Raw genomic sequence first — 22,089 nt, forward strand, 5'->3', positions numbered from 1 at the left:
TGCGATGGACGACGGTCTGCGTTTCGCAATCCGTGAAGGTGGCCGTACCGTTGGCGCGGGCGTGGTTGCTAAAGTTCTCGGCTAATTGCTGATAACATTTGACGCAATGCGCAATAAAAGGGCATCATTTGATGCCCTTTTTGCACGCTTTCACGTCAGAACCTGGCTCATCAGTGATTATTTTTGTCATAATCATTGCTGAGACAGGCTCTGCAGAGAGCGTATAATTCGAAAAGCGAATTAGCATTTCGATTTGGTTTGCCTCGCAATCGCGGGGTGAAAATGTTTGTAGAATACTTCTGACAGGTTGGTTTATGAGTGCGAATACCGAAGCTCAAGGGAGCGGGCGCGGCCTGGAAGCGATGAAATGGGTAGTGGTAGCCGTTCTGCTGATCGTAGCGATTGTCGGTAACTACCTTTATCGTGACATTATGCTGCCGCTACGCGCGCTTGCAGTGGTAATTCTGATTGCTGCAGCGGGTGGTGTCGCGCTGTTGACGACGAAAGGCAAAGCGACTGTCGCTTTTGCTCGCGAAGCGCGTACCGAAGTCCGCAAGGTAATTTGGCCGACTCGCCAGGAAACATTGCACACCACGCTGATCGTAGCGGCGGTTACCGCTGTAATGTCACTGATCCTGTGGGGACTGGATGGTATTCTGGTTCGCCTGGTATCCTTTATCACTGGCCTGAGGTTCTGAGATGTCTGAAGCCCCTAAAAAGCGCTGGTACGTCGTTCAGGCGTTTTCCGGTTTTGAAGGCCGCGTAGCAACGTCGCTGCGTGAGCATATCAAATTACACAACATGGAAGAGTTATTTGGCGAAGTTATGGTTCCGACCGAAGAAGTGGTTGAGATCCGTGGCGGCCAACGTCGCAAAAGCGAGCGTAAATTCTTCCCGGGTTACGTGCTGGTTCAGATGGTTATGAACGACGCGAGCTGGCACCTTGTGCGCAGCGTACCGCGTGTGATGGGCTTTATCGGCGGCACGTCTGACCGTCCGGCGCCAATCAGCGACAAAGAAGTTGATGCGATTATGAACCGCCTGCAGCAGGTGGGTGATAAGCCGCGTCCGAAAACGCTGTTTGAACCGGGTGAAATGGTTCGTGTTAATGACGGTCCGTTTGCTGACTTTAACGGCGTTGTTGAAGAAGTGGACTACGAGAAGTCCCGCCTGAAAGTGTCTGTTTCTATCTTCGGTCGTGCGACCCCGGTAGAGCTGGACTTCGCTCAGGTCGAAAAAGCCTAAGCAGCGATCAAAAAAGCGACGATTTAATCGTTGCACAGGGCGCGAGATTGGAATACAATTTCGCGCCTTTTGTTTTTATGGGTTAAGGCCCGTAAAACGAATTTTATTCACGGGGAGCCTCACTGAGGCGTTATCACCCAATCAGAGGATTTTAGAATGGCTAAGAAAGTACAAGCCTACGTCAAGCTGCAGGTTGCAGCGGGTATGGCGAACCCAAGTCCACCAGTTGGTCCAGCTCTGGGTCAGCAGGGTGTGAACATCATGGAATTCTGTAAAGCGTTCAACGCCAAAACTGAATCCCTGGAAAAAGGTCTGCCAATCCCAGTTGTTATCACTGTTTACGCTGACCGTTCTTTCACTTTCGTTACCAAAACCCCTCCAGCAGCTGTTCTGCTGAAGAAAGCGGCTGGTATCAAGTCTGGTTCCGGTAAGCCGAACAAAGACAAAGTGGGTAAAATTTCCCGCGCTCAGCTGCAGGAAATCGCGCAGACCAAAGCTGCCGACATGACTGGTGCCGACATTGAAGCGATGACTCGCTCAATCGAAGGTACTGCACGTTCCATGGGCCTGGTAGTGGAGGACTAAGAAATGGCTAAACTGACCAAGCGCATGTCCGTGATCCGTGACAAAGTTGATGCGACCAAACAGTATGACATCAACGAAGCTATCGCTCTGCTGAAAGAACTGGCGACCGCTAAGTTCGTTGAAAGCGTTGACGTTGCTGTTAACCTGGGCATCGATGCTCGTAAATCTGATCAGAACGTTCGTGGCGCGACTGTACTGCCACACGGTACTGGCCGTTCCGTTCGCGTAGCTGTATTTACTCAGGGTGCAAACGCAGAAGCTGCTAAAGCTGCTGGCGCTGAACTGGTAGGTATGGAAGATCTGGCTGACCAGATCAAGAAAGGCGAAATGAACTTCGACGTTGTTATCGCATCTCCAGATGCAATGCGCGTTGTTGGCCAGCTGGGCCAGGTTCTGGGTCCACGCGGCCTGATGCCAAACCCGAAAGTGGGTACTGTAACCCCTAACGTTGCTGAAGCGGTTAAGAACGCTAAAGCAGGTCAGGTTCGTTATCGTAACGACAAAAACGGCATCATCCACACTACCATCGGTAAAGTGGACTTCGACGCTGACAAACTGAAAGAAAACCTGGAAGCTCTGCTGGTTGCGCTGAAAAAAGCAAAACCAACTCAGGCGAAAGGCGTGTACATCAAGAAAGTTAGCATCTCCACCACCATGGGTGCAGGTGTTGCAGTTGACCAGGCTGGCCTGAGCGCTGCTGCAAACTAATGCCTTTACGTGGGCGGTGATTTTGTCTACAATCTTACCCCCACGTTTGCTAACGAAAGTTAGCGGCTAAAAGAATTGTTCGTTGGAGCCTGGCCTAATCCAGGCCTCCGTCGAAGACCGCAGGTGTTTCGCAAGAGACTTAATCCCCTGCGTAGACGGTGACAGAACGCTAAGATTATTTTTGGATATTCTGGCTTGTTTCTGCTCACCGTATTAAGACGCTCTTTCCGTTGGGAAGAGTGAAGTGAGTTCCGGAACATGAGTTCCGGCAAACATCCAGGAGCAAAAGCTAATGGCTTTAAATCTTCAAGACAAACAAGCGATTGTTGCTGAAGTCAGCGAAGTAGCCAAAGGCGCGCTGTCTGCAGTAGTTGCGGATTCCCGTGGCGTAACTGTAGATAAAATGACTGAACTGCGTAAAGCAGGTCGTGAAGCTGGCGTTTACATGCGTGTTGTTCGTAACACCCTGCTGCGTCGTGCTGTTGAAGGTACCTCTTTTGAGTGCCTGAAAGACACGTTTGTTGGTCCGACCCTGATTGCATACTCTATGGAACACCCGGGCGCTGCTGCTCGTCTGTTCAAAGAGTTCGCGAAAGCGAATGCAAAATTTGAGGTCAAAGCCGCTGCCTTTGAAGGTGAGCTGATCCCGGCGTCTCAGATCGACCGCCTGGCAACTCTGCCGACCTACGAAGAAGCAATTGCACGCCTGATGGCAACCATGAAAGAAGCTTCGGCTGGCAAACTGGTTCGTACTCTGGCTGCTGTACGCGATGCGAAAGAAGCTGCTTAATCGCAGTTATCTTTATAATGCATCTGCTTACGTATAAACTTATTCTGATATTCAGGAACAATTTAAATGTCTATCACTAAAGATCAAATCATTGAAGCAGTATCCGCTATGTCCGTAATGGACGTTGTTGAGCTGATCTCTGCAATGGAAGAAAAATTCGGTGTTTCTGCTGCTGCTGCTGTAGCTGTTGCTGCTGGCCCAGCTGCTGACGCTGCTGAAGAGAAAACTGAATTCGACGTAATTCTGAAAGCTGCTGGCGCGAACAAAGTTGCTGTAATCAAAGCTGTTCGTGGCGCTACCGGTCTGGGTCTGAAAGAAGCTAAAGACCTGGTAGAATCTGCTCCAGCTGCGCTGAAAGAAGGCGTGAGCAAAGACGACGCAGAAGCACTGAAAAAATCTCTGGAAGAAGCTGGCGCTGAAGTTGAAGTTAAATAAGCCAACTTTTCTGGTTGCAGCCTAAGTCATTAGGCTGATGGCTGGTGACTTTTTAGTCACCAGCCTTTTTGCGCTGTAAGGCCTCGGTAGCATTTCACACTGTTTGACTATCGATGTGTCTTTCAATGCTTGTTTCTATCGACGACTTAATATACTGCGACAGGGTGCTCGCTCTGTGTAAATCGCAATGAAATGGTTTAAGCGTGATAGCAACAGGTATTGCGGAAAGTATTCAATTTTCCGGTCCACAAAATGGTGTTGCACAAACTGTCCCTTCGTCGGACAGATGGGTCGACTTGTCAGCGAGCTGAGGAACCCTATGGTTTACTCCTATACCGAGAAAAAACGTATTCGTAAGGATTTTGGTAAACGTCCACAAGTTCTGGACATTCCATATCTCCTTTCTATCCAGCTTGACTCGTTCCAGAAGTTTATCGAGCAAGATCCTGAAGGGCAGTACGGTCTGGAAGCCGCCTTCCGTTCCGTGTTCCCAATTCAGAGCTACAGCGGTAACTCCGAGCTGCAGTACGTCAGCTATCGCCTTGGCGAGCCGGTGTTTGACGTTCAGGAATGTCAGATCCGTGGCGTGACCTATTCCGCACCGCTGCGCGTAAAACTGCGTCTGGTGATCTACGAGCGCGAAGCGCCAGAAGGCACCGTAAAAGACATTAAAGAACAAGAAGTCTACATGGGTGAAATTCCACTCATGACGGACAACGGTACTTTCGTTATCAACGGTACTGAGCGTGTTATCGTTTCCCAGCTACATCGTAGCCCGGGTGTCTTCTTCGACAGCGATAAAGGTAAAACACACTCTTCCGGTAAAGTACTGTATAACGCACGCATCATTCCTTACCGTGGTTCCTGGCTGGACTTCGAGTTCGATCCAAAAGACAACCTGTTTGTCCGTATCGACCGTCGTCGTAAACTGCCTGCTACCATCATTCTGCGTGCACTGAACTATACCACTGAGCAGATCCTGGACCTGTTCTTTGAGAAAGTGATCTTTGAAATCCGCGACAACAAGCTGCAGATGGAGCTGGTGCCGGAACGTCTGCGTGGTGAGACCGCGTCGTTCGACATCGAAGCCGACGGCAAAGTGTATGTGGAAAAAGGTCGCCGTATCACCGCGCGCCACATCCGCCAGCTGGAAAAAGATGATATCAAACACATCGAAGTTCCGGTTGAATACATTGCAGGAAAAGTAGCCGCGAAAGATTACGTTGATGAATCAACTGGCGAGCTGATCTGCCCGGCGAACATGGAGCTGAGCCTGGATCTGCTGGCTAAGCTGAGTCAGGCTGGTCACAAACGTATCGAAACGCTGTTCACCAACGATCTGGACCACGGTCCATATATCTCTGAGACTATTCGCGTCGACCCAACGACCGACCGTCTGAGCGCGCTGGTTGAAATCTACCGCATGATGCGTCCTGGTGAGCCACCAACTCGCGAAGCGGCTGAAAGCCTGTTCGAGAACCTGTTCTTCTCCGAAGACCGCTACGATCTGTCTGCAGTGGGTCGTATGAAGTTCAACCGTTCTCTGCTGCGTGATGAGATCGAAGGTTCCGGTATCCTGAGCAAAGACGACATCATCGAAGTGATGAAGAAGCTCATCGATATCCGTAACGGTAAAGGCGAAGTGGACGATATCGACCACCTCGGTAACCGTCGTATCCGTTCCGTAGGCGAAATGGCGGAAAACCAGTTCCGCGTTGGCCTGGTACGTGTAGAACGTGCGGTGAAAGAGCGTCTGTCTCTGGGCGATCTGGATACCCTGATGCCTCAGGATATGATCAACGCCAAGCCGATTTCTGCAGCAGTGAAAGAGTTCTTCGGTTCCAGCCAGCTGTCTCAGTTCATGGACCAGAACAACCCGCTGTCTGAGATTACGCACAAACGTCGTATCTCTGCACTCGGCCCAGGCGGTCTGACCCGTGAACGCGCAGGCTTCGAAGTTCGAGACGTACACCCGACGCACTACGGTCGCGTATGTCCAATCGAAACGCCTGAAGGTCCAAACATCGGTCTGATCAACTCCCTGTCCGTGTACGCACAGACGAACGAATACGGTTTCCTTGAGACGCCGTACCGTAAAGTGACTGACGGTGTTGTGACCGACGAAATTCATTACCTGTCTGCTATCGAAGAAGGCAACTACGTTATCGCTCAGGCGAACTCCAACCTGGATGACGAAGGCCACTTTGTAGAAGATCTGGTTACCTGCCGTAGCAAAGGCGAATCCAGCTTGTTCAGCCGCGACCAGGTTGACTACATGGACGTATCCACCCAGCAGGTGGTATCCGTCGGTGCGTCCCTGATCCCGTTCCTGGAACACGATGACGCCAACCGTGCATTGATGGGTGCGAACATGCAACGTCAGGCCGTTCCAACTCTGCGTGCTGATAAGCCGCTGGTTGGTACCGGTATGGAACGTGCTGTTGCCGTTGACTCCGGTGTTACTGCAGTTGCTAAGCGTGGCGGTACCGTACAGTACGTCGACGCATCCCGTATCGTTATCAAAGTTAACGAAGACGAGATGTATCCGGGCGAAGCGGGTATCGACATCTATAACCTGACCAAATACACCCGTTCTAACCAGAACACCTGTATCAACCAGATGCCATGTGTGTCTCTGGGTGAGCCGGTCGAGCGCGGCGACGTGCTGGCAGACGGTCCATCCACCGACCTCGGTGAACTGGCGCTCGGTCAGAACATGCGCGTAGCGTTCATGCCGTGGAACGGTTACAACTTCGAAGACTCCATCCTCGTTTCCGAGCGTGTGGTTCAGGAAGATCGTTTCACCACCATCCACATTCAGGAACTGGCATGTGTGTCCCGTGACACCAAGCTGGGGCCAGAAGAGATCACCGCTGACATCCCTAACGTGGGTGAAGCTGCGCTCTCCAAACTGGATGAATCCGGTATCGTTTACATCGGTGCGGAAGTAACTGGCGGCGACATTCTGGTTGGTAAGGTTACGCCGAAAGGTGAAACCCAGCTGACGCCAGAAGAGAAACTGCTGCGTGCCATCTTCGGTGAGAAAGCGTCTGACGTTAAAGACTCTTCTCTGCGCGTACCAAACGGTGTTTCCGGTACGGTTATCGACGTTCAGGTCTTCACCCGTGACGGCGTTGAGAAAGATAAACGTGCGCTGGAAATCGAAGAGATGCAGCTCAAACAGGCTAAGAAAGACCTGTCTGAAGAACTGCAGATCCTCGAAGCGGGTCTGTTCAGCCGTATCTATGCGGTACTGGTTGCCGGTGGCGTTGAAGCTGAGAAGCTCGACAAACTGCCACGCGATCGCTGGCTGGAACTGGGCCTGACCGACGAAGAGAAACAGAATCAGCTGGAACAGCTGGCTGAGCAGTATGACGAACTGAAACACGAGTTCGAGAAAAAACTCGAAGCGAAACGCCGCAAAATCACTCAGGGCGACGATCTGGCACCAGGCGTGCTGAAGATTGTTAAGGTGTATCTGGCTGTTAAACGTCAGATCCAGCCTGGTGATAAGATGGCAGGTCGTCACGGTAACAAGGGTGTTATCTCTAAGATCAACCCGATCGAAGATATGCCGCACGATGCTAACGGTACGCCGGTAGATATCGTACTGAACCCGCTGGGCGTACCGTCTCGTATGAACATCGGTCAGATTCTGGAAACCCACCTGGGTATGGCTGCGAAAGGTATTGGCGACAAGATTAACGCCATGCTGAAACAGCAGCAGGAAGTCGCGAAACTGCGCGAATTCATCCAGCGTGCCTACGATCTGGGTACCGATGTGCGTCAGAAAGTCGACCTGAACACCTTCAGCGATGAAGAAGTGCTGCGTCTGGCAGAGAACCTGCGCAAAGGTATGCCAATTGCAACGCCGGTATTCGACGGTGCAAAAGAAGCTGAAATCAAAGAGCTGCTGCAACTGGGTGGTCTGCCAACGTCTGGCCAGATTACGCTGTTTGACGGCCGTACCGGTGAACAGTTCGAGCGTCCGGTAACCGTAGGTTACATGTACATGCTGAAACTGAACCACCTGGTCGACGACAAGATGCACGCTCGTTCTACCGGTTCTTACAGCCTGGTTACTCAGCAGCCGCTGGGTGGTAAGGCACAGTTCGGTGGTCAGCGCTTCGGGGAGATGGAAGTGTGGGCGCTGGAAGCATACGGCGCAGCATACACCCTGCAGGAAATGCTCACCGTTAAGTCTGATGACGTGAACGGTCGTACCAAGATGTATAAGAACATCGTGGACGGCAACCATCAGATGGAGCCGGGCATGCCAGAATCCTTCAACGTACTGTTGAAAGAGATTCGTTCGCTGGGTATCAACATCGAACTGGAAGACGAGTAATTCTCGCTCAAACAGGTCACTGCTGTCGGGTTAACCCCCGACAGCAGAGTGTGCTAACTCCGACGGGAGCAAATCCGTGAAAGACTTATTAAAGTTTCTGAAAGCGCAAACTAAAACCGAAGAGTTTGATGCGATCAAAATTGCTCTGGCTTCGCCAGACATGATCCGTTCATGGTCTTTCGGTGAAGTTAAAAAGCCGGAAACCATCAACTACCGTACGTTCAAACCTGAGCGTGACGGCCTTTTCTGTGCGCGTATTTTCGGGCCAGTAAAAGATTACGAGTGCCTGTGCGGTAAGTACAAGCGCCTGAAACACCGTGGTGTGATCTGTGAGAAGTGCGGCGTTGAAGTGACCCAGACCAAAGTGCGTCGTGAGCGCATGGGCCACATCGAGCTGGCGTCTCCGACCGCCCACATCTGGTTCCTGAAATCTCTGCCGTCCCGTATCGGTCTGCTGCTGGATATGCCGCTGCGCGATATTGAACGTGTTCTGTACTTCGAATCTTATGTGGTTATCGAAGGCGGGATGACAAACCTGGAACGTCACCAGATCCTGACTGAAGAGCAGTATCTGGACGCGCTGGAAGAGTTCGGTGACGAATTCGACGCGAAAATGGGTGCGGAAGCTATCCAGGCCCTGCTGAAGAGCATGGATCTGGAGCAAGAGTGCGAGCAGCTGCGTGAAGAGCTGAACGAAACCAACTCCGAAACCAAGCGTAAAAAGCTGACCAAGCGTATCAAGCTGCTGGAAGCGTTCGTGCAGTCTGGTAACAAACCAGAGTGGATGATCCTGACCGTTCTGCCGGTTCTGCCGCCAGATCTGCGTCCGCTGGTTCCGCTGGATGGTGGTCGTTTCGCAACGTCTGACCTGAACGATCTGTATCGTCGCGTCATTAACCGTAACAACCGTCTGAAACGTCTGCTGGATCTGGCTGCGCCGGACATCATCGTACGCAACGAAAAACGTATGCTGCAGGAAGCGGTAGATGCCCTGCTGGATAACGGTCGTCGCGGTCGTGCGATCACCGGTTCTAACAAGCGTCCTCTGAAATCTTTGGCCGACATGATCAAAGGTAAACAGGGTCGTTTCCGTCAGAACCTGCTCGGTAAGCGTGTTGACTACTCCGGTCGTTCTGTAATCACCGTAGGTCCATACCTGCGTCTGCATCAGTGCGGTCTGCCGAAGAAAATGGCACTGGAGCTGTTCAAACCGTTCATCTACGGCAAGCTGGAGTTGCGAGGACTCGCCACCACCATCAAAGCCGCTAAGAAAATGGTTGAGCGTGAAGAAGCTGTCGTTTGGGATATCCTGGACGAAGTGATCCGCGAACACCCGGTACTGCTGAACCGTGCACCAACCCTGCACCGTCTGGGTATTCAGGCATTTGAGCCAGTCCTGATCGAAGGTAAAGCTATCCAGCTGCACCCGCTGGTTTGTGCGGCATATAACGCCGACTTCGATGGTGACCAGATGGCTGTTCACGTACCGCTGACGCTGGAAGCCCAGCTGGAAGCGCGTGCGCTGATGATGTCTACCAACAACATTCTGTCTCCAGCGAACGGTGAACCTATCATCGTTCCTTCTCAGGACGTTGTATTGGGTCTGTACTACATGACCCGTGACTGTGTTAACGCCAAAGGCGAAGGCATGGTGCTGACTGGCCCGAAAGAAGCTGAGCGTATTTATCGCGCTGGCCTGGCCTCTCTGCATGCGCGCGTTAAAGTGCGTATCACCGAATACGAAAAAGATGCAAACGGCGAATTCGTTGCGAAAACCAGCCTGAAAGACACGACCGTTGGCCGTGCCATTCTGTGGATGATCGTACCGAAAGGTCTGCCTTTCTCCATCGTCAACCAGGCGCTGGGCAAGAAGGCAATCTCCAAAATGCTGAACACCTGTTACCGCATTCTGGGCCTGAAGCCGACCGTTATCTTCGCTGACCAGACAATGTATACCGGCTTTGCTTATGCAGCGCGTTCAGGTGCATCTGTTGGTATTGATGACATGGTCATCCCAGAGAAGAAACACGAGATCATCTCTGAAGCGGAAGCCGAAGTTGCTGAGATCCAGGAGCAGTTCCAGTCTGGTCTGGTTACCGCGGGCGAACGCTATAACAAAGTTATCGATATCTGGGCAGCGGCGAACGATCGTGTATCCAAAGCGATGATGGATAACCTGCAGACCGAAACCGTGATTAACCGTGACGGTGTCGAAGAGCAGCAGGTTTCCTTCAACAGCATCTACATGATGGCCGACTCCGGTGCGCGTGGTTCTGCAGCACAGATTCGTCAGCTGGCAGGTATGCGTGGTCTGATGGCGAAGCCAGATGGCTCCATCATCGAAACGCCAATCACCGCGAACTTCCGTGAAGGTCTGAACGTACTCCAGTACTTCATCTCCACGCACGGTGCGCGTAAAGGTCTGGCGGATACCGCACTGAAGACAGCGAACTCCGGTTATCTGACGCGTCGTCTGGTTGACGTTGCGCAGGATCTGGTTGTGACCGAAGACGATTGTGGCACCCTCGAAGGTATCACCATGACCCCGGTTATCGAGGGTGGTGATGTTAAAGAGCCACTGCGCGATCGCGTACTGGGTCGTGTGACCGCGGAAGACATCCTGAAGCCGGGTACCGCAGACATTCTGGTTCCACGCAACACCCTGCTGCACGAACAGTGGTGTGACCTGCTGGAAGCGAACTCTGTTGACTCCGTGAAAGTGCGTTCCGTTGTATCCTGTGACACCGACTTTGGTGTATGTGCGCACTGCTACGGTCGTGACCTGGCGCGTGGCCACATCATCAACAAAGGTGAAGCCATCGGCGTTATCGCGGCACAGTCCATCGGTGAGCCGGGCACACAGCTGACGATGCGTACGTTCCACATCGGTGGTGCGGCATCTCGTGCGGCTGCTGAATCCAGCATCCAGGTGAAAAACAAAGGTAGCATCAAGCTCAGCAACGCGAAATCGGTTGTGAACTCCAGCGGTAAACTGGTTATCACTTCCCGTAACACCGAGCTGAAGCTGATCGACGAATTCGGTCGTACCAAAGAGAGCTATAAAGTGCCTTACGGTGCGGTTATGGCGAAAGGTGATGGCGAGCAGGTTGCCGGCGGTGAAACCGTTGCAAACTGGGATCCACACACCATGCCGGTTATCACCGAAGTAAGTGGTTTCATCCGCTTCACTGACATGATCGACGGCCAGACCATTACTCGTCAGACTGACGAGCTGACCGGTCTGTCTTCTCTGGTGGTTCTGGATTCTGCTGAACGTACTACCGGCGGTAAAGATCTGCGTCCTGCGCTGAAAATCGTTGATGCTCAGGGTAATGACGTTCTGATCCCAGGTACCGATATGCCTGCGCAGTACTTCCTGCCGGGTAAAGCGATTGTACAGCTGGAAGATGGCGTACAGATCAGCTCTGGTGACACCCTGGCGCGTATTCCTCAGGAATCCGGCGGTACCAAGGACATCACCGGTGGTCTGCCACGCGTTGCGGACCTGTTCGAAGCACGTCGTCCGAAAGAGCCGGCAATCCTGGCTGAAATCAGCGGTATCATCTCCTTCGGTAAAGAGACCAAAGGTAAACGCCGTCTGGTTATCACACCGGTAGACGGTAGCGAGCCATACGAAGAGATGATTCCTAAGTGGCGTCAGCTCAACGTGTTCGAAGGTGAACGTGTAGAACGTGGTGACGTGGTTTCCGACGGTCCAGAAGCGCCGCACGACATCCTGCGTCTGCGTGGTGTGCATGCTGTTACTCGTTACATCGTTAACGAAGTACAGGACGTATACCGCCTGCAGGGCGTTAAGATTAACGATAAACACATCGAAGTTATCGTTCGTCAGATGCTGCGTAAAGCAACCATCGAAAACGCGGGCAGCTCCGAGTTCCTCGAAGGCGAGCAGGTTGAATACTCACGCGTCAAGATCGCTAACCGCGAACTGGAAGCGAACGGCAAAATCGGTGCGACCTTCTCGCGCGATCTGCTGGGTATCACCAAAGCGTCTCTGGCAACCGAGTCCTTCATCTCTGCGGCATCGTTCCAGGAAACCACTCGTGTCCTGACCGAAGCCGCTGTTGCAGGTAAACGTGATGAACTGCGCGGTCTGAAAGAGAACGTCATCGTGGGTCGTCTGATCCCGGCTGGTACCGGTTATGCGTACCATCAGGATCGTATGCGTCGTCGTGCTGCAGGCGAACTGCCAGCCGCACCGCAGGTTACTGCTGAAGATGCATCCGCGAGCCTGGCAGAACTGCTGAACGCAGGTCTGGGTGGTTCCGACAACGAGTAATCGTTGAGTCGCTAATAAAAAAACCCGCTTCGGCGGGTTTTTTTATATCTGTACTCTTTCAGTTTACTAACGGGATCCGTCGATACAGCTCAATCATATCGCCCGCCAGATCCTGTATGACCATCGCGTTCATCAGGTGATCCTGGGAGTGGACAGTGATCAGGTTTACCGGCAGTTTTCCGCTGCCTTCATCAAGACCGATAAGCTGCGTCTGGATCGTGTGCGCATGCTTCACATATTCCCGCGATTCTTCCATCGCTTTCTCGGCTTCGGTAAAGTCACCTTTACGCGCCATCTGCAACGCCGTGAGGGCAGCACTGCGTGCCGCACCCGCATTGACCAGCAGTTCCATGATCGTTGTTTCTAAATCTTCCATGGTTCACTCCAGAAGTTTGAGCGCTTTTTCCAGTACGGCATCACCTTTCATCATGCCGTAATCCATCATGTCGATCACCGCGACCTTTTTACCCAGAGGGTCGGCCTGCGCCTGGAGTTTCGCCTGCTCGTATTTCACCTGGGGCCCCAGCAGAACGATGTCGGCCGTCGCGATGTTGTCTTTAAACTCCGCAACCGGAACGGCTTTAATGGTGACTTCTACTCCTTTTTTCTGCGCGGCGTCTTTCATACGTTGAACCAGCATGCTGGTTGACATTCCCGCTGCACAGCATAAAACGATGTTCTTCATAATCAGCCTCGATCTACATGTGTTTATTGATAATTATCCCGTGCAGAACGCTTCAACAACCGCTTTACCGCGATTGTGTGTCAGGCATCACAAAGAAATCAGCATTTTTCTGAAACCGGTTACAATTTTGCCAGGCATCGCGAAAATCAGCCGACGGAGGTGCGAAGAATGCGGTTTTTCCCCTGCCGCTTCGCACTGTAGAGAGCGTTATCCACACTTTCTACAAATTGCTCCAGTGGTTCGAAATGCCACTCCCCAAGACCACCGCTGAACGTGACCCGCAGGTTTTCCTCCCGCCAGACGCGCTTTTCAACCGCGGTACGCCATGCCTCCAGTAAGGAGAAGGCGTCCGCGATCTGCCCGGCCTGGAAGACCACCGCGAACTCCTCTCCACCGTAGCGGTAAACCGGGACGTGGTGCGGCTGCATGATCTGGATCCCTTCACGGGCTACGTTGCGCAGGACAATATCACCGGTCAGGTGGCCCAGGGTGTCGTTAATCGACTTAAAGTTATCGATATCTACCAGCGCCATCGCAAACGGCTGCTGGGCATTCAGCAGTTCCGCGACATCGCTGTCGAATGCGCGGCGGTTTTTACAGCCCGTCAGCGCATCGTGAGTCGCCTGGCGCACATAGGCCATCTCGCGCTCTTTATTCGACTGGATCGTGTGGCTCAGCATGGCTTCAAGACGCGGTGCCTCGTTGACATCGCCGGTTTTGATGGCATTGATAATGTGCATCAGCACGCTACGCGAGGCGTGTCGGAGGTATAAGCCAAAGAGAATGATAATGATGGCCGCCAGCGCGAATCCCCAGCCAACAATCGTCGTTTCGTGGCGGGTAATATCGGTGAGCGTATCACCTGATACCCGGTAGATGACAAACCAGTCCGGGTTAGTAAAGGAGTAGTAGTAATACCAGGCATTGCTTTTCTTGTCGTACAGGTGGCCTTCGCCGCTGGTCATTTTGTCCATCAGCGCTTCGCTTACGTACTTTTTGAAAAGCGCGCCGGTATCAGGGTGAAGCACGACGGCACCGTCACGTTCGACGACGAAGAATTCTCCCTGCACGGGCGCCACCATCTGACGCAGCGTATAGCCCATTGAGGTCAAATCGAGATGAAACGCGATGGTTCCCTTTAGCCTTCCTTCCGGTGAAATCAACGGTTTATAGAGGGTTACTGTCGGATGGCCGGTGAAGTAGTCCATGTAGGGGCGTGTATAGTGGCTGAAGATACTGGCTTCCGCCTGGGCGATAAACCACGGGCGCGTCCGGGGATCGAAGGTTTTACTCTTCTCCGTGGGAAGTACTTCCGGTGCGCGCAGATAATGCCCCTGCGTGTCGGCAAGCGAAATGGAGGAGACGGTCGGCATCAGGTTTTGCAAATGCATCACCATCTGCAGCCCCTGCGTCGGGTTGACGTTCAGCGTCTCGTTTAGCCTGTCGTCGCGCGCGAAGTATATCGCGGCACGGCCAAGGATATAGTCATTTTCACGCAGGATGGATTCGGTGTAGTTCACCGCCAGGTTGTGCGTAAAATTGCTATTAATCTTGTGATAATCCTCAAGAAAATCCTTTCTTTGCGAAAGCGTCACCGCAATCGCGATCACCGCAAAACTGCAGAGGATCCCCGCGAAGCTGAGCATGATTGGCCGGGTAAAAGAGAGCTTTTTGCTGTGAAGTGCCATGAGTTGTACATCGATCCTGATGGTGAATACTTTTCGTCTGCCGATATCCTCTCAGCATAGTCGCTGTCCTGCGGTTAGCGGTGAATTATACGGAACATGATTACTGACGGGATGATTTATCTTAAGGATCATTAAGAAAATGCTTATTAAACGGGCGTGCGCTTTTTGCGCAATTAATCAGAGGCAGGGCGAAACGAGGAAGAAGCTTTTCGCCCTGGACAGCATCCGTTGCTGACCCTGCGACGATAAAAAACCGGATGAGTGCTGGCAATCATCCGGTTGTGACTCTCCGTAGCGCCTCGACACTTTTTTATCGGGTTGCGGTACGTTGCAACGTTATTGTGAGGCTCTTCCCAGCCAGCTGTCCCAGTCTTTCCAGACCGGTTGTAATCCCTGAGCGCTCAGGGCGGCAGCGACCGCTTCCGGACGCCGCCCGTCATGCGGTACAAACTGCTCCAGCTCCGGGCGATCGTCGGCGTAGCCACCAGGTTGCGTTTTGGAAAACGCGCTGACGTTGTTGATCGCGAGCGGGACCACGCGATCGCGAAACGCCGGCGATTCACGCGTTGACAGGGATAACTCCACTTCCGGCGCGAGCAGGCGAAACGCACAGATGGTCTGCACCAGCTGGCGCTCATCCATAAGCGACGCCGGTTCAATCCCGCCTGCGCAAGGTCGCAGCCGGGGGAAAGAGATGGAATAACGGCTCTGCCAGTAGTGTTGCTGGAGCCACAGGAGATGTTCCGCCACCATGTAGCAATCCACCCGCCAGCTGTCGGAGAGCCCGATCAGCGCGCCCAGACCGATTTTGTCGATGCCAGCGCGGCCCAGCCTGTCCGGGGTCTCCAGGCGGAAGATGAAATCCTGTTTTTTCCCCTTAAGATGATGCCGGGCATAGGTCGCCTCATGGTACGTTTCCTGATAGACCATGACCCCATCCAGACCGAGCGTTTTGAGCTCCGCGTACTCCTCCTGCGAAAGAGGCTGCACTTCCATCTGCAACGACGCGAACTGACGACGAATAGCGGGAAGGTGCTGGCGAAAATAGTCCATGCCCACCTTCCCCTGATGTTCGCCCGTTACCAGCAGCAGATGCTCAAAACCCATTTCACGGATGGCCGCACACTCACGGGCAATCTCACCCTCATCGAGCGTTTTACGCTTGATGCGGTTGCTCATGGAGAAACCGCAGTAGGTACAGTCATTAGCGCACAGATTCGAAAGATAGAGCGGTACGTAGAAGCTCACCGTGTTGCCAAAGCGCTGACGGGTAAGCCGCTGGGCACGCTGGGCCATCGGTTCGAGGTACGCACTGGCCGCCGGCGAGAGCAGGGCCATCAGATCCTCGCGGGTCAGATGTCGGGCCTGCAACGCCCGCTCCACGTCGGCCGCCGTTTTGCTGTTGATGCGCAGGGCAATGTCGTCCCAGTTAAGCTGCCGCCAGCGCTCGGTAAACGTCCTCATGAGATCGCCTCCAGAAAACCGGTCAGCGGGCTGGTGGCCTGTGCCTGAAAACTGCGTGAACCGGGGCCGGATGCTCTTGCCAGCAAGCCGGCTTCGACAGCCATGCGGAACGCGCGGGCCATCATGACCGGATTGTCGGCAACCGCGATGGCGGTGTTCACCAGTACCGCATCGGCACCCATTTCCAGCGCCTGCGCGGCGTGGCTGGGTACGCCAATGCCGGCATCTACCACCACCGGTACGGTGGCCTGTTCGATGAGAATTTCCAGCATCGCGCGGGTTTCCAGCCCCTGATTGGAGCCGATAGGCGCACCCAGCGGCATGACGGCGGCGCAGCCGACCTCTTCCAGCCGTTTACACAGCACGGGATCGGCCCCGCAGTAAGGCAGAACAGTAAAGCCTTGCTGCACCAGCTTTTCAGCCGCTTTCAGCGTTTCGATGGGATCGGGCAGCAGCCAGCGCGCGTCCGGGTGAATTTCCAGCTTGAGCCAGCGTGTGCCCAGCGCTTCACGGGCCAGCTGAGCCGCAAAAATCGCCTCCTCGGCGGTTTTCGCACCGGAGGTGTTGGGCAGCAGCGTGACGCCCGCTTCCAGTAAGGGAGCCAGAATGGCGTCGCTGTGGTGGCGCAGATCCACGCGCTTGAGCGCCAGCGTCACCAGCTGGCTGCCGCTTTCCCGAATGGCGTCCACCATCAGCTGCGGCGAGGCGAATTTCCCGGTTCCGGTAAACAGATGCGAATCAAAAACTTTATCAGCAATACGTAACATCTCAGCCCCCTGCGATAACCTGAAACAGCAGGATCTGGTCGCCCTCATTGACCTGCTGATGTTCCCACTGCTCGCGCGGCAGGATCTGTTGATTGAGTGCCAGCGCCGTTCCCGGCTTGAGCTGGCGCAGCTTGTCGAGCAGGACGGCAACGGTGAGGCCGTCATCGCATTTCATCGGCTCATCGTTAAACAGAATGCGCATTGTGGCCTCCGCACACCGGGCAGCGGCTGTCACGGTGCAGCGCCAGATGGCGCCAGCCGCTGGAGCGGGCATCAAACAGCCGCAGGGTATTGCGTTCCGTCTCCATGCCGCTGAGTAACTTGATGGCTTCCAGCGCCTGCATGGTGCCCATTACGCCGACCACCGGACCAAGAATGCCTGCCGTGCGGCAGTTGCGTTCCGGCTCGGCATCATCCGGCCACAGGCAGCGATAGCAGCCCTGTGCCCACGGTGGCGTCAGGACCATCATCTGGCCGCCGAACCCCACCGCACTGGCGGTGACGAGGGGGGTATGCGTGGCCACGCAGGCGGCGTTGATCGCCTGGCGCGTCGCCATATTGTCGGTACAGTCGAGCACCACATCAGCAAGGGCGACTTCACGCTGCAAATTTTCGCCGCTGAGCCGCTCCTGGCGCGCAATAAGCGTAATATCCGGGTTCAATTGATTCAGCCGCTGGCGGGTAACACGCGCTTTGGGCTGGTTGACATCCTCCGTGGTAAAAAGGATTTGGCGCTGCAGGTTACTGAGATGCACGTCGTCGTCATCGGCCAGCACCAGCGTGCCCACGCCGGCGCCTGCCAGATAGAGCGCGGCAGGTGCGCCTAATCCTCCCAGACCAACAATCAGCGCCCGGCTGGCGAGCAGTTTTTGCTGCCCGTCGATGGCAATATCCTCCAGCAGGATCTGGCGGCTGTAGCGCATAAAATCACGATCATTCATCACCTGCTCCTGCCAGCTGTAACAGCTGTTCAGTGGCGGTCTGCCAGTTTGCGGCCTGGGTGATGGCGCTGACGACGGCAATACTGCCAACGCCCGTCTCCAGCACCGCCGGCGCCCGTTCAAGGCTAATGCCGCCGATGGCGACGGTAGGATAATCGGCAAGGCGTTTGACGTGACCCGCCAGCTGCGTCAGCCCCTGCGGTGCGGAAGGCATCTGTTTGGTTTGCGTCGGAAAGACGTGACCGAGCGCGATATAGGAGGGGCGAGCCGTCAGCGCCACGTCGATCTCCATGTCGTCGTGCGTTGACACCCCCAGCCGTAATCCGGCGTCCCGGATAGCGCTCAGGTCCGTTGTTTCCAGATCCTCCTGACCCAGATGCACGCCGTAAGCCTGGTGCTTAAGGGCCAGTCGCCAGTAGTCGTTGATAAACAGACGGGCGTGATACTGGCGCCCCAGCGCAATAGCGGCGACCACATCCGCCTCCACCTCGTCATCGTGTTTATCCTTGATGCGCAACTGGATCGTGCGAACGCCTGCCTCCAGCAAGCGCGCTATCCACGCCACGCTGTCCACCACCGGATAGAGCCCTAAACGGTAGGGAACGGGTGGGAAATCGGGCTGGTACATTACGCCTCCTCTTTTTTGAGGTAGATTTCGCCGCCTTTGGCGCGGAAGGTTTCAGACATGTCCGCCATGCCCACTTCAATGGTTTGCGTGGCGGCGTAATCGCGTACTTCCTGGCTGATTTTCATCGAGCAGAATTTCGGCCCGCACATGGAGCAGAAGTGCGCGACTTTGCCCGATTCCTGCGGCAGGGTCTCGTCGTGATAGGCGCGGGCGGTGAACGGGTCCAGCGCCAGGTTGAACTGATCTTCCCAGCGGAATTCAAAGCGCGCCTTCGACATGGCGTTATCACGGATTTGCGCGCCGGGATGGCCTTTCGCCAGGTCCGCGGCGTGGGCGGCGATTTTGTAGGTAATCAGCCCCTGCTTCACGTCCTCTTTGTTAGGCAGGCCGAGGTGCTCTTTCGGCGTCACATAGCAGAGCATGGCGCAACCGAACCAGCCGATCATCGCCGCCCCAATCCCGGAGGTGAAGTGGTCATAGCCTGGCGCAATATCGGTGGTCAACGGCCCCAGGGTGTAGAATGGCGCTTCGTGGCAGTGCTCCAGCTCTTCGGTCATATTGCGGCGGATCATCTGCATCGGCACATGTCCCGGGCCTTCAATCATCACCTGCACGTCATACTCCCAGGCGATTTTGGTCAGCTCGCCCAGGGTATGCAGCTCGGCAAACTGCGCTTCGTCGTTGGCGTCGCGAATGGAGCCCGGACGCAGGCCATCCCCCAGCGACAGGGAGACATCGTACGCGGCGCAGATTTCGCAGATCTCGCGGAAGTGTTCGTAGAGGAAGTTCTCTTTATGGTGCGACAGGCACCATTTGGCCATGATGGAGCCGCCGCGTGAGACAATACCGGTCAGACGTTTCGCCGTCATCGGCACGTAGCGCAGCAGTACGCCCGCGTGAATGGTGAAGTAGTCTACGCCCTGTTCAGCCTGCTCCAGCAGCGTGTCGCGGAAGGCTTCCCAGGTGAGGTCTTCGGCAATGCCGTTGACCTTCTCCAGGGCCTGGTAGACGGGCACCGTTCCGATAGGAACCGGGCTGTTACGCAGGATCCACTCGCGGGTTTCGTGAATATAGCGCCCGGTTGAGAGATCCATGACCGTGTCCGCACCCCAGCGCGTTGACCAGACGAGCTTTTCCACCTCTTCTTCGATGGAAGAGGTGACGGCCGAGTTACCGATATTGGCGTTAACCTTCACCAGGAAATTGCGGCCGATAATCATCGGCTCAGATTCCGGGTGGTTGATGTTGGCGGGGATAATCGCACGGCCTGCGGCCACCTCATCACGCACAAACTCCGGCGTGATGTTCTCCGGCAGGCGAGCGCCAAAGCCTTCGCCCGGATGCTGATGGCGGAGCACTTCGCTGCGGATGCGCTCGCGCCCCATGTTTTCACGGATAGCGATAAACTCCATCTCCGGCGTGATAATACCCTGGCGCGCATAGTGCAACTGGGTCACACGTTTGCCCGCTTTCGCCCGTTTCGGCGTCAGCAGTCCGGCGAAGCGCAGCTCGTCAAGACCGTCGTCGGCCAGACGCGCTTTGGTGTAAGCCGAACTGCGATCAGACAGCGCTTCGCAGTCATTACGTTCATCAATCCATGGCTGGCGCAGTTTCGCCAGACCCTGCTGCACGTTAATGGCAACAGCAGGATCGCCGTACGGGCCGGAGGTGTCATACACCGGCACAGCTTCGTTGTCTTCATACTGCGGGTTATCTTTGCTGCCGCCGATAAGCGTCGGGCTCAGCTGGATTTCACGCATCGGGACGCGGATATCCGCCCGGGAGCCGGAAATGTAGATGCGTTTTGAGTTCGGGAAAGCAGTGCCTTCCAGGGTATCAATAAAGTGTTGGGCCTGTGCGCGCTGTTCGCGGCGGGTCAGTTTTGCAGTAGACATAGCTCATTCCAAAAGTGAAGGACATGGCTTGTCAGACGACGGATGAAGCAAGAGAGGATCGCCCAGGGGGCGATACAACAGCAGTGTGACTCTTGTTCCCTTCGCAGGTATTAACCTGATCAGGTTCCGCGGATCCCGAATTAACGGTCTCAGCCCGGCTTTCGCTCTGGGCACTCCGACAAGAAAAATCCCCCTCGTGAGAGGGGCGAATGGTTGTAAATTACTCGTTAACGATTAAGAACTCAAGCAGGGCGCACGATGTTATCTTCGGGGCTGGCATCCAGGACGAGGCTAATCAGCTTATCTTCCAGCGTGAATCGCTCTTCCAGCGCTTCGCCAAGGTCGGAAAGCGCCTGCTGGAACTCAAGATAGTTATCGTGATCGATGGCGTTCTCAAGCGTGGAATCGTAGTAATCCATGATCTGTTGGGTGTTGGCTTCCAGCAGCGGATAGAGTTTGCTGGCCGCTAAATACGGTGTTGTCCCTTCCATTTCGCGGATAATGCGTTCATAAATATTGAAATGGCCGTCGGACAGATAGTCGACCAGGCTCTGACAAAAATCATCCAGCGCTTTTTCATTCAACCGCATAAACGATTCTTTGCCAGGCTTAATACCGACCAGATTGTAATAAGCCACGAGTAGATGCTTGCGCACATGTAGCCAGCGATCCACCAGTTTGTTACTTCCTCTAACGCGCTCAGTCAGGCTTTCCAGCTGGTTTAACATGGTCGACTCCGCAAAGTGTAGGATTGAATCTGCTCATCCAGAATGTAACCACAATGCTAACAACATGTCAGTGAAGCGAAGGTAGTGCAATAGATATGGATCGTATTATTGAAAAATCAGATCTCGGTTGGTGGATCGTCAGTCACGAACAAAAATTATGGCTTCCTGACGGGGAGATCCCTTATGGCGCAGCAGAGAGGTTCGATCTTGTGGGCCAGCCGGCGCTGAAGATCGGCGAATGGCAGGGAGATGCGGTGTGGTTGATCCAACAATCCCGCCGTCAGGATATGGGATCGGTTCGACAGGTGTTGGAGCTGGACGTGGGCCTGTTCCAGCTGGCGGGGCGTGGTGTACAGCTGGCGGAGTTTTACCGCTCGCATAAATACTGCGGCTACTGCGGTCACACTATGCACCCGAGCAAAACCGAGTGGGCGATGCTCTGCAGCCACTGCCGCGAACGCTACTACCCACAAATTGCGCCGTGCATTATCGTCGCTATCCGCCGGGAGGATTCTATCTTGCTGGCCCAGCATACCCGTCATCGCAACGGCATTCACACCGTGCTGGCTGGTTTCGTTGAGGTGGGTGAAACGCTGGAGCAGGCGGTGGCGCGCGAGGTGATGGAGGAGAGTGGGATTAAAGTGAAGAACCTGCGCTACGTGACCTCCCAGCCCTGGCCCTTCCCGCAGTCGCTGATGACAGCTTTTATGGCCGAATACGACAGCGGCGAGATCGTTATCGATCAGAAAGAGCTGCTGGAAGCGAACTGGTATCGCTATGACGATTTACCGCTGCTTCCCCCACCGGGCACCGTGGCGCGTCGGCTGATAGAAGATACCGTGGCGATGTGTCGGGCCGAGTATGAGTAGTGTTACACTGGGG

20 protein-coding genes and 1 riboswitch are annotated in these 22,089 nt (G+C 54.6%); of the genes, 10 read left to right on the forward strand and 10 right to left on the reverse strand.

Going from position 1 to position 22,089, the window contains the following annotated elements; all coding sequences use genetic code 11:
- From C5687_RS19915 to rpoC, 9 genes are all read left to right on the forward strand, one after another.
- On the forward strand, positions 1 to 85 hold an 85-nt coding region (locus tag C5687_RS19915; RefSeq protein ID WP_000740160.1), incomplete at its 5' end, for an EF-Tu C-terminal domain-related protein.
- Positions 86 to 314: 229 nt separating this feature from the next.
- On the forward strand, positions 315 to 698 hold the full coding sequence (secE, locus tag C5687_RS19920; protein ID WP_013094999.1) for a preprotein translocase subunit SecE: 384 nt from the start codon (positions 315 to 317) through the stop codon (positions 696 to 698).
- Between the two features lies 1 nt (position 699).
- Entirely contained in the window at positions 700 to 1,245 is a 546-nt protein-coding gene (gene nusG / locus C5687_RS19925) for a transcription termination/antitermination protein NusG (RefSeq protein WP_003862341.1), read from the forward strand.
- A gap of 156 nt (positions 1,246 to 1,401) precedes the next feature.
- Entirely contained in the window at positions 1,402 to 1,830 is a 429-nt protein-coding gene (gene rplK, locus C5687_RS19930; RefSeq protein WP_008503452.1) for a 50S ribosomal protein L11, read from the forward strand.
- 3 nt (positions 1,831 to 1,833) lie between these two features.
- On the forward strand, positions 1,834 to 2,538 hold the full coding sequence (gene rplA, locus C5687_RS19935) for a 50S ribosomal protein L1 (RefSeq protein WP_013095000.1): 705 nt from the start codon (positions 1,834 to 1,836) through the stop codon (positions 2,536 to 2,538).
- 292 nt (positions 2,539 to 2,830) lie between these two features.
- Entirely contained in the window at positions 2,831 to 3,328 is a 498-nt protein-coding gene (rplJ, locus tag C5687_RS19945; protein WP_013095001.1) for a 50S ribosomal protein L10, read from the forward strand.
- A 66-nt stretch (positions 3,329 to 3,394) separates the two neighbouring features.
- Positions 3,395 to 3,763 carry a 50S ribosomal protein L7/L12 gene (rplL, locus tag C5687_RS19950; protein ID WP_013095002.1) on the forward strand — a complete coding sequence of 123 codons (369 nt, stop codon included), beginning with the start codon at positions 3,395 to 3,397 and terminating at the stop codon, positions 3,761 to 3,763.
- Between the two features lie 319 nt (positions 3,764 to 4,082).
- Positions 4,083 to 8,111 carry a DNA-directed RNA polymerase subunit beta gene (gene rpoB, locus C5687_RS19955; protein ID WP_025759620.1) on the forward strand — a complete coding sequence of 1,343 codons (4,029 nt, stop codon included), beginning with the start codon at positions 4,083 to 4,085 and terminating at the stop codon, positions 8,109 to 8,111.
- Positions 8,112 to 8,187: 76 nt separating this feature from the next.
- The gene (gene rpoC, locus C5687_RS19960; protein WP_008503454.1) at positions 8,188 to 12,411 is read left to right on the forward strand and encodes a DNA-directed RNA polymerase subunit beta'; all 4,224 of its coding nucleotides are present in this window, start codon (positions 8,188 to 8,190) and stop codon (positions 12,409 to 12,411) included.
- A 58-nt stretch (positions 12,412 to 12,469) separates the two neighbouring features.
- On the opposite strand, the gene C5687_RS19965 is transcribed toward rpoC, so the two are convergent.
- The 10 genes from C5687_RS19965 to C5687_RS20010 form a co-directional block, all read right to left on the reverse strand.
- On the reverse strand, positions 12,470 to 12,787 hold the full coding sequence (locus tag C5687_RS19965) for a PTS lactose/cellobiose transporter subunit IIA (RefSeq protein WP_025759618.1): 318 nt from the start codon (positions 12,785 to 12,787) through the stop codon (positions 12,470 to 12,472).
- 3 nt (positions 12,788 to 12,790) lie between these two features.
- Positions 12,791 to 13,096: a PTS sugar transporter subunit IIB gene (locus C5687_RS19970; protein WP_014882067.1), complete on the reverse strand. Its 306-nt coding sequence runs from the start codon at positions 13,094 to 13,096 to the stop codon at positions 12,791 to 12,793.
- Between the two features lie 146 nt (positions 13,097 to 13,242).
- Entirely contained in the window at positions 13,243 to 14,784 is a 1,542-nt protein-coding gene (locus C5687_RS19975) for a sensor domain-containing diguanylate cyclase (RefSeq protein WP_104557636.1), read from the reverse strand.
- 336 nt (positions 14,785 to 15,120) lie between these two features.
- Positions 15,121 to 16,248: a 2-iminoacetate synthase ThiH gene (gene thiH, locus C5687_RS19980; protein WP_047957505.1), complete on the reverse strand. Its 1,128-nt coding sequence runs from the start codon at positions 16,246 to 16,248 to the stop codon at positions 15,121 to 15,123.
- Entirely contained in the window at positions 16,245 to 17,015 is a 771-nt protein-coding gene (gene thiG, locus C5687_RS19985; RefSeq protein WP_104557638.1) for a thiazole synthase, read from the reverse strand. The genes thiH and thiG overlap by 4 nt, the downstream gene beginning before the upstream one ends.
- Position 17,016: 1 nt before the next feature.
- Positions 17,017 to 17,217, reverse strand: a complete 201-nt coding sequence (thiS, locus tag C5687_RS19990) for a sulfur carrier protein ThiS (RefSeq protein ID WP_045331776.1) — start codon at positions 17,215 to 17,217, stop codon at positions 17,017 to 17,019.
- Positions 17,201 to 17,956, reverse strand: coding sequence for a HesA/MoeB/ThiF family protein (locus C5687_RS19995; RefSeq protein ID WP_104557640.1), 756 nt, complete (start codon positions 17,954 to 17,956; stop codon positions 17,201 to 17,203). The genes thiS and C5687_RS19995 overlap by 17 nt, the downstream gene beginning before the upstream one ends.
- Entirely contained in the window at positions 17,949 to 18,584 is a 636-nt protein-coding gene (gene thiE / locus C5687_RS20000; RefSeq protein ID WP_047957508.1) for a thiamine phosphate synthase, read from the reverse strand. Before thiE ends, C5687_RS19995 begins: the two co-directional genes overlap by 8 nt.
- On the reverse strand, positions 18,584 to 20,479 hold the full coding sequence (gene thiC / locus C5687_RS20005) for a phosphomethylpyrimidine synthase ThiC (protein WP_025759609.1): 1,896 nt from the start codon (positions 20,477 to 20,479) through the stop codon (positions 18,584 to 18,586). Before thiC ends, thiE begins: the two co-directional genes overlap by 1 nt.
- Positions 20,480 to 20,558: 79 nt before the next feature.
- Positions 20,559 to 20,667, reverse strand: a riboswitch (TPP riboswitch).
- Positions 20,668 to 20,721: 54 nt separating this feature from the next.
- Positions 20,722 to 21,207 (reverse strand): Rsd/AlgQ family anti-sigma factor, encoded by a 486-nt coding sequence (locus C5687_RS20010; RefSeq protein WP_025759608.1) that lies wholly within the window; start codon positions 21,205 to 21,207, stop codon positions 20,722 to 20,724.
- A gap of 95 nt (positions 21,208 to 21,302) precedes the next feature.
- Here C5687_RS20010 and nudC point away from each other — a divergent pair, with 95 nt between their 5' ends.
- Positions 21,303 to 22,076 (forward strand): NAD(+) diphosphatase, encoded by a 774-nt coding sequence (gene nudC / locus C5687_RS20015; protein ID WP_095442148.1) that lies wholly within the window; start codon positions 21,303 to 21,305, stop codon positions 22,074 to 22,076.
- Positions 22,077 to 22,089 lie beyond the last annotated feature (13 nt).

Origin of the sequence: Enterobacter sichuanensis (assembly GCF_002939185.1) — a bacterium.
In the GTDB taxonomy this organism is placed as follows: Bacteria; Pseudomonadota; Gammaproteobacteria; order Enterobacterales; family Enterobacteriaceae; genus Enterobacter; species Enterobacter sichuanensis.

What these genes read in the sequence shown, in the direction of transcription:
- thiE (WP_047957508.1), bottom strand. Translation starts at nt 18,584, where the DNA reads ATGTACCAGCCCGATTTCCCACCCGTTCCCTACCGTTTAGGGCTCTAT.
- thiS (WP_045331776.1), bottom strand. Translation starts at nt 17,217, where the DNA reads ATGCGCATTCTGTTTAACGATGAGCCGATGAAATGCGATGACGGCCTC.
- nudC (WP_095442148.1), top strand. Translation starts at nt 21,303, where the DNA reads ATGGATCGTATTATTGAAAAATCAGATCTCGGTTGGTGGATCGTCAGT.
- secE (WP_013094999.1), top strand. Translation starts at nt 315, where the DNA reads ATGAGTGCGAATACCGAAGCTCAAGGGAGCGGGCGCGGCCTGGAAGCG.
- rplA (WP_013095000.1), top strand. Translation starts at nt 1,834, where the DNA reads ATGGCTAAACTGACCAAGCGCATGTCCGTGATCCGTGACAAAGTTGAT.
- thiG (WP_104557638.1), bottom strand. Translation starts at nt 17,015, where the DNA reads ATGTTACGTATTGCTGATAAAGTTTTTGATTCGCATCTGTTTACCGGA.
- C5687_RS19975 (WP_104557636.1), bottom strand. Translation starts at nt 14,784, where the DNA reads ATGGCACTTCACAGCAAAAAGCTCTCTTTTACCCGGCCAATCATGCTC.
- C5687_RS20010 (WP_025759608.1), bottom strand. Translation starts at nt 21,207, where the DNA reads ATGTTAAACCAGCTGGAAAGCCTGACTGAGCGCGTTAGAGGAAGTAAC.
- C5687_RS19995 (WP_104557640.1), bottom strand. Translation starts at nt 17,956, where the DNA reads ATGAATGATCGTGATTTTATGCGCTACAGCCGCCAGATCCTGCTGGAG.
- thiH (WP_047957505.1), bottom strand. Translation starts at nt 16,248, where the DNA reads ATGAGGACGTTTACCGAGCGCTGGCGGCAGCTTAACTGGGACGACATT.
- C5687_RS19970 (WP_014882067.1), bottom strand. Translation starts at nt 13,096, where the DNA reads ATGAAGAACATCGTTTTATGCTGTGCAGCGGGAATGTCAACCAGCATG.
- rplL (WP_013095002.1), top strand. Translation starts at nt 3,395, where the DNA reads ATGTCTATCACTAAAGATCAAATCATTGAAGCAGTATCCGCTATGTCC.
- rplK (WP_008503452.1), top strand. Translation starts at nt 1,402, where the DNA reads ATGGCTAAGAAAGTACAAGCCTACGTCAAGCTGCAGGTTGCAGCGGGT.
- rplJ (WP_013095001.1), top strand. Translation starts at nt 2,831, where the DNA reads ATGGCTTTAAATCTTCAAGACAAACAAGCGATTGTTGCTGAAGTCAGC.
- nusG (WP_003862341.1), top strand. Translation starts at nt 700, where the DNA reads ATGTCTGAAGCCCCTAAAAAGCGCTGGTACGTCGTTCAGGCGTTTTCC.
- rpoB (WP_025759620.1), top strand. Translation starts at nt 4,083, where the DNA reads ATGGTTTACTCCTATACCGAGAAAAAACGTATTCGTAAGGATTTTGGT.
- thiC (WP_025759609.1), bottom strand. Translation starts at nt 20,479, where the DNA reads ATGTCTACTGCAAAACTGACCCGCCGCGAACAGCGCGCACAGGCCCAA.
- C5687_RS19965 (WP_025759618.1), bottom strand. Translation starts at nt 12,787, where the DNA reads ATGGAAGATTTAGAAACAACGATCATGGAACTGCTGGTCAATGCGGGT.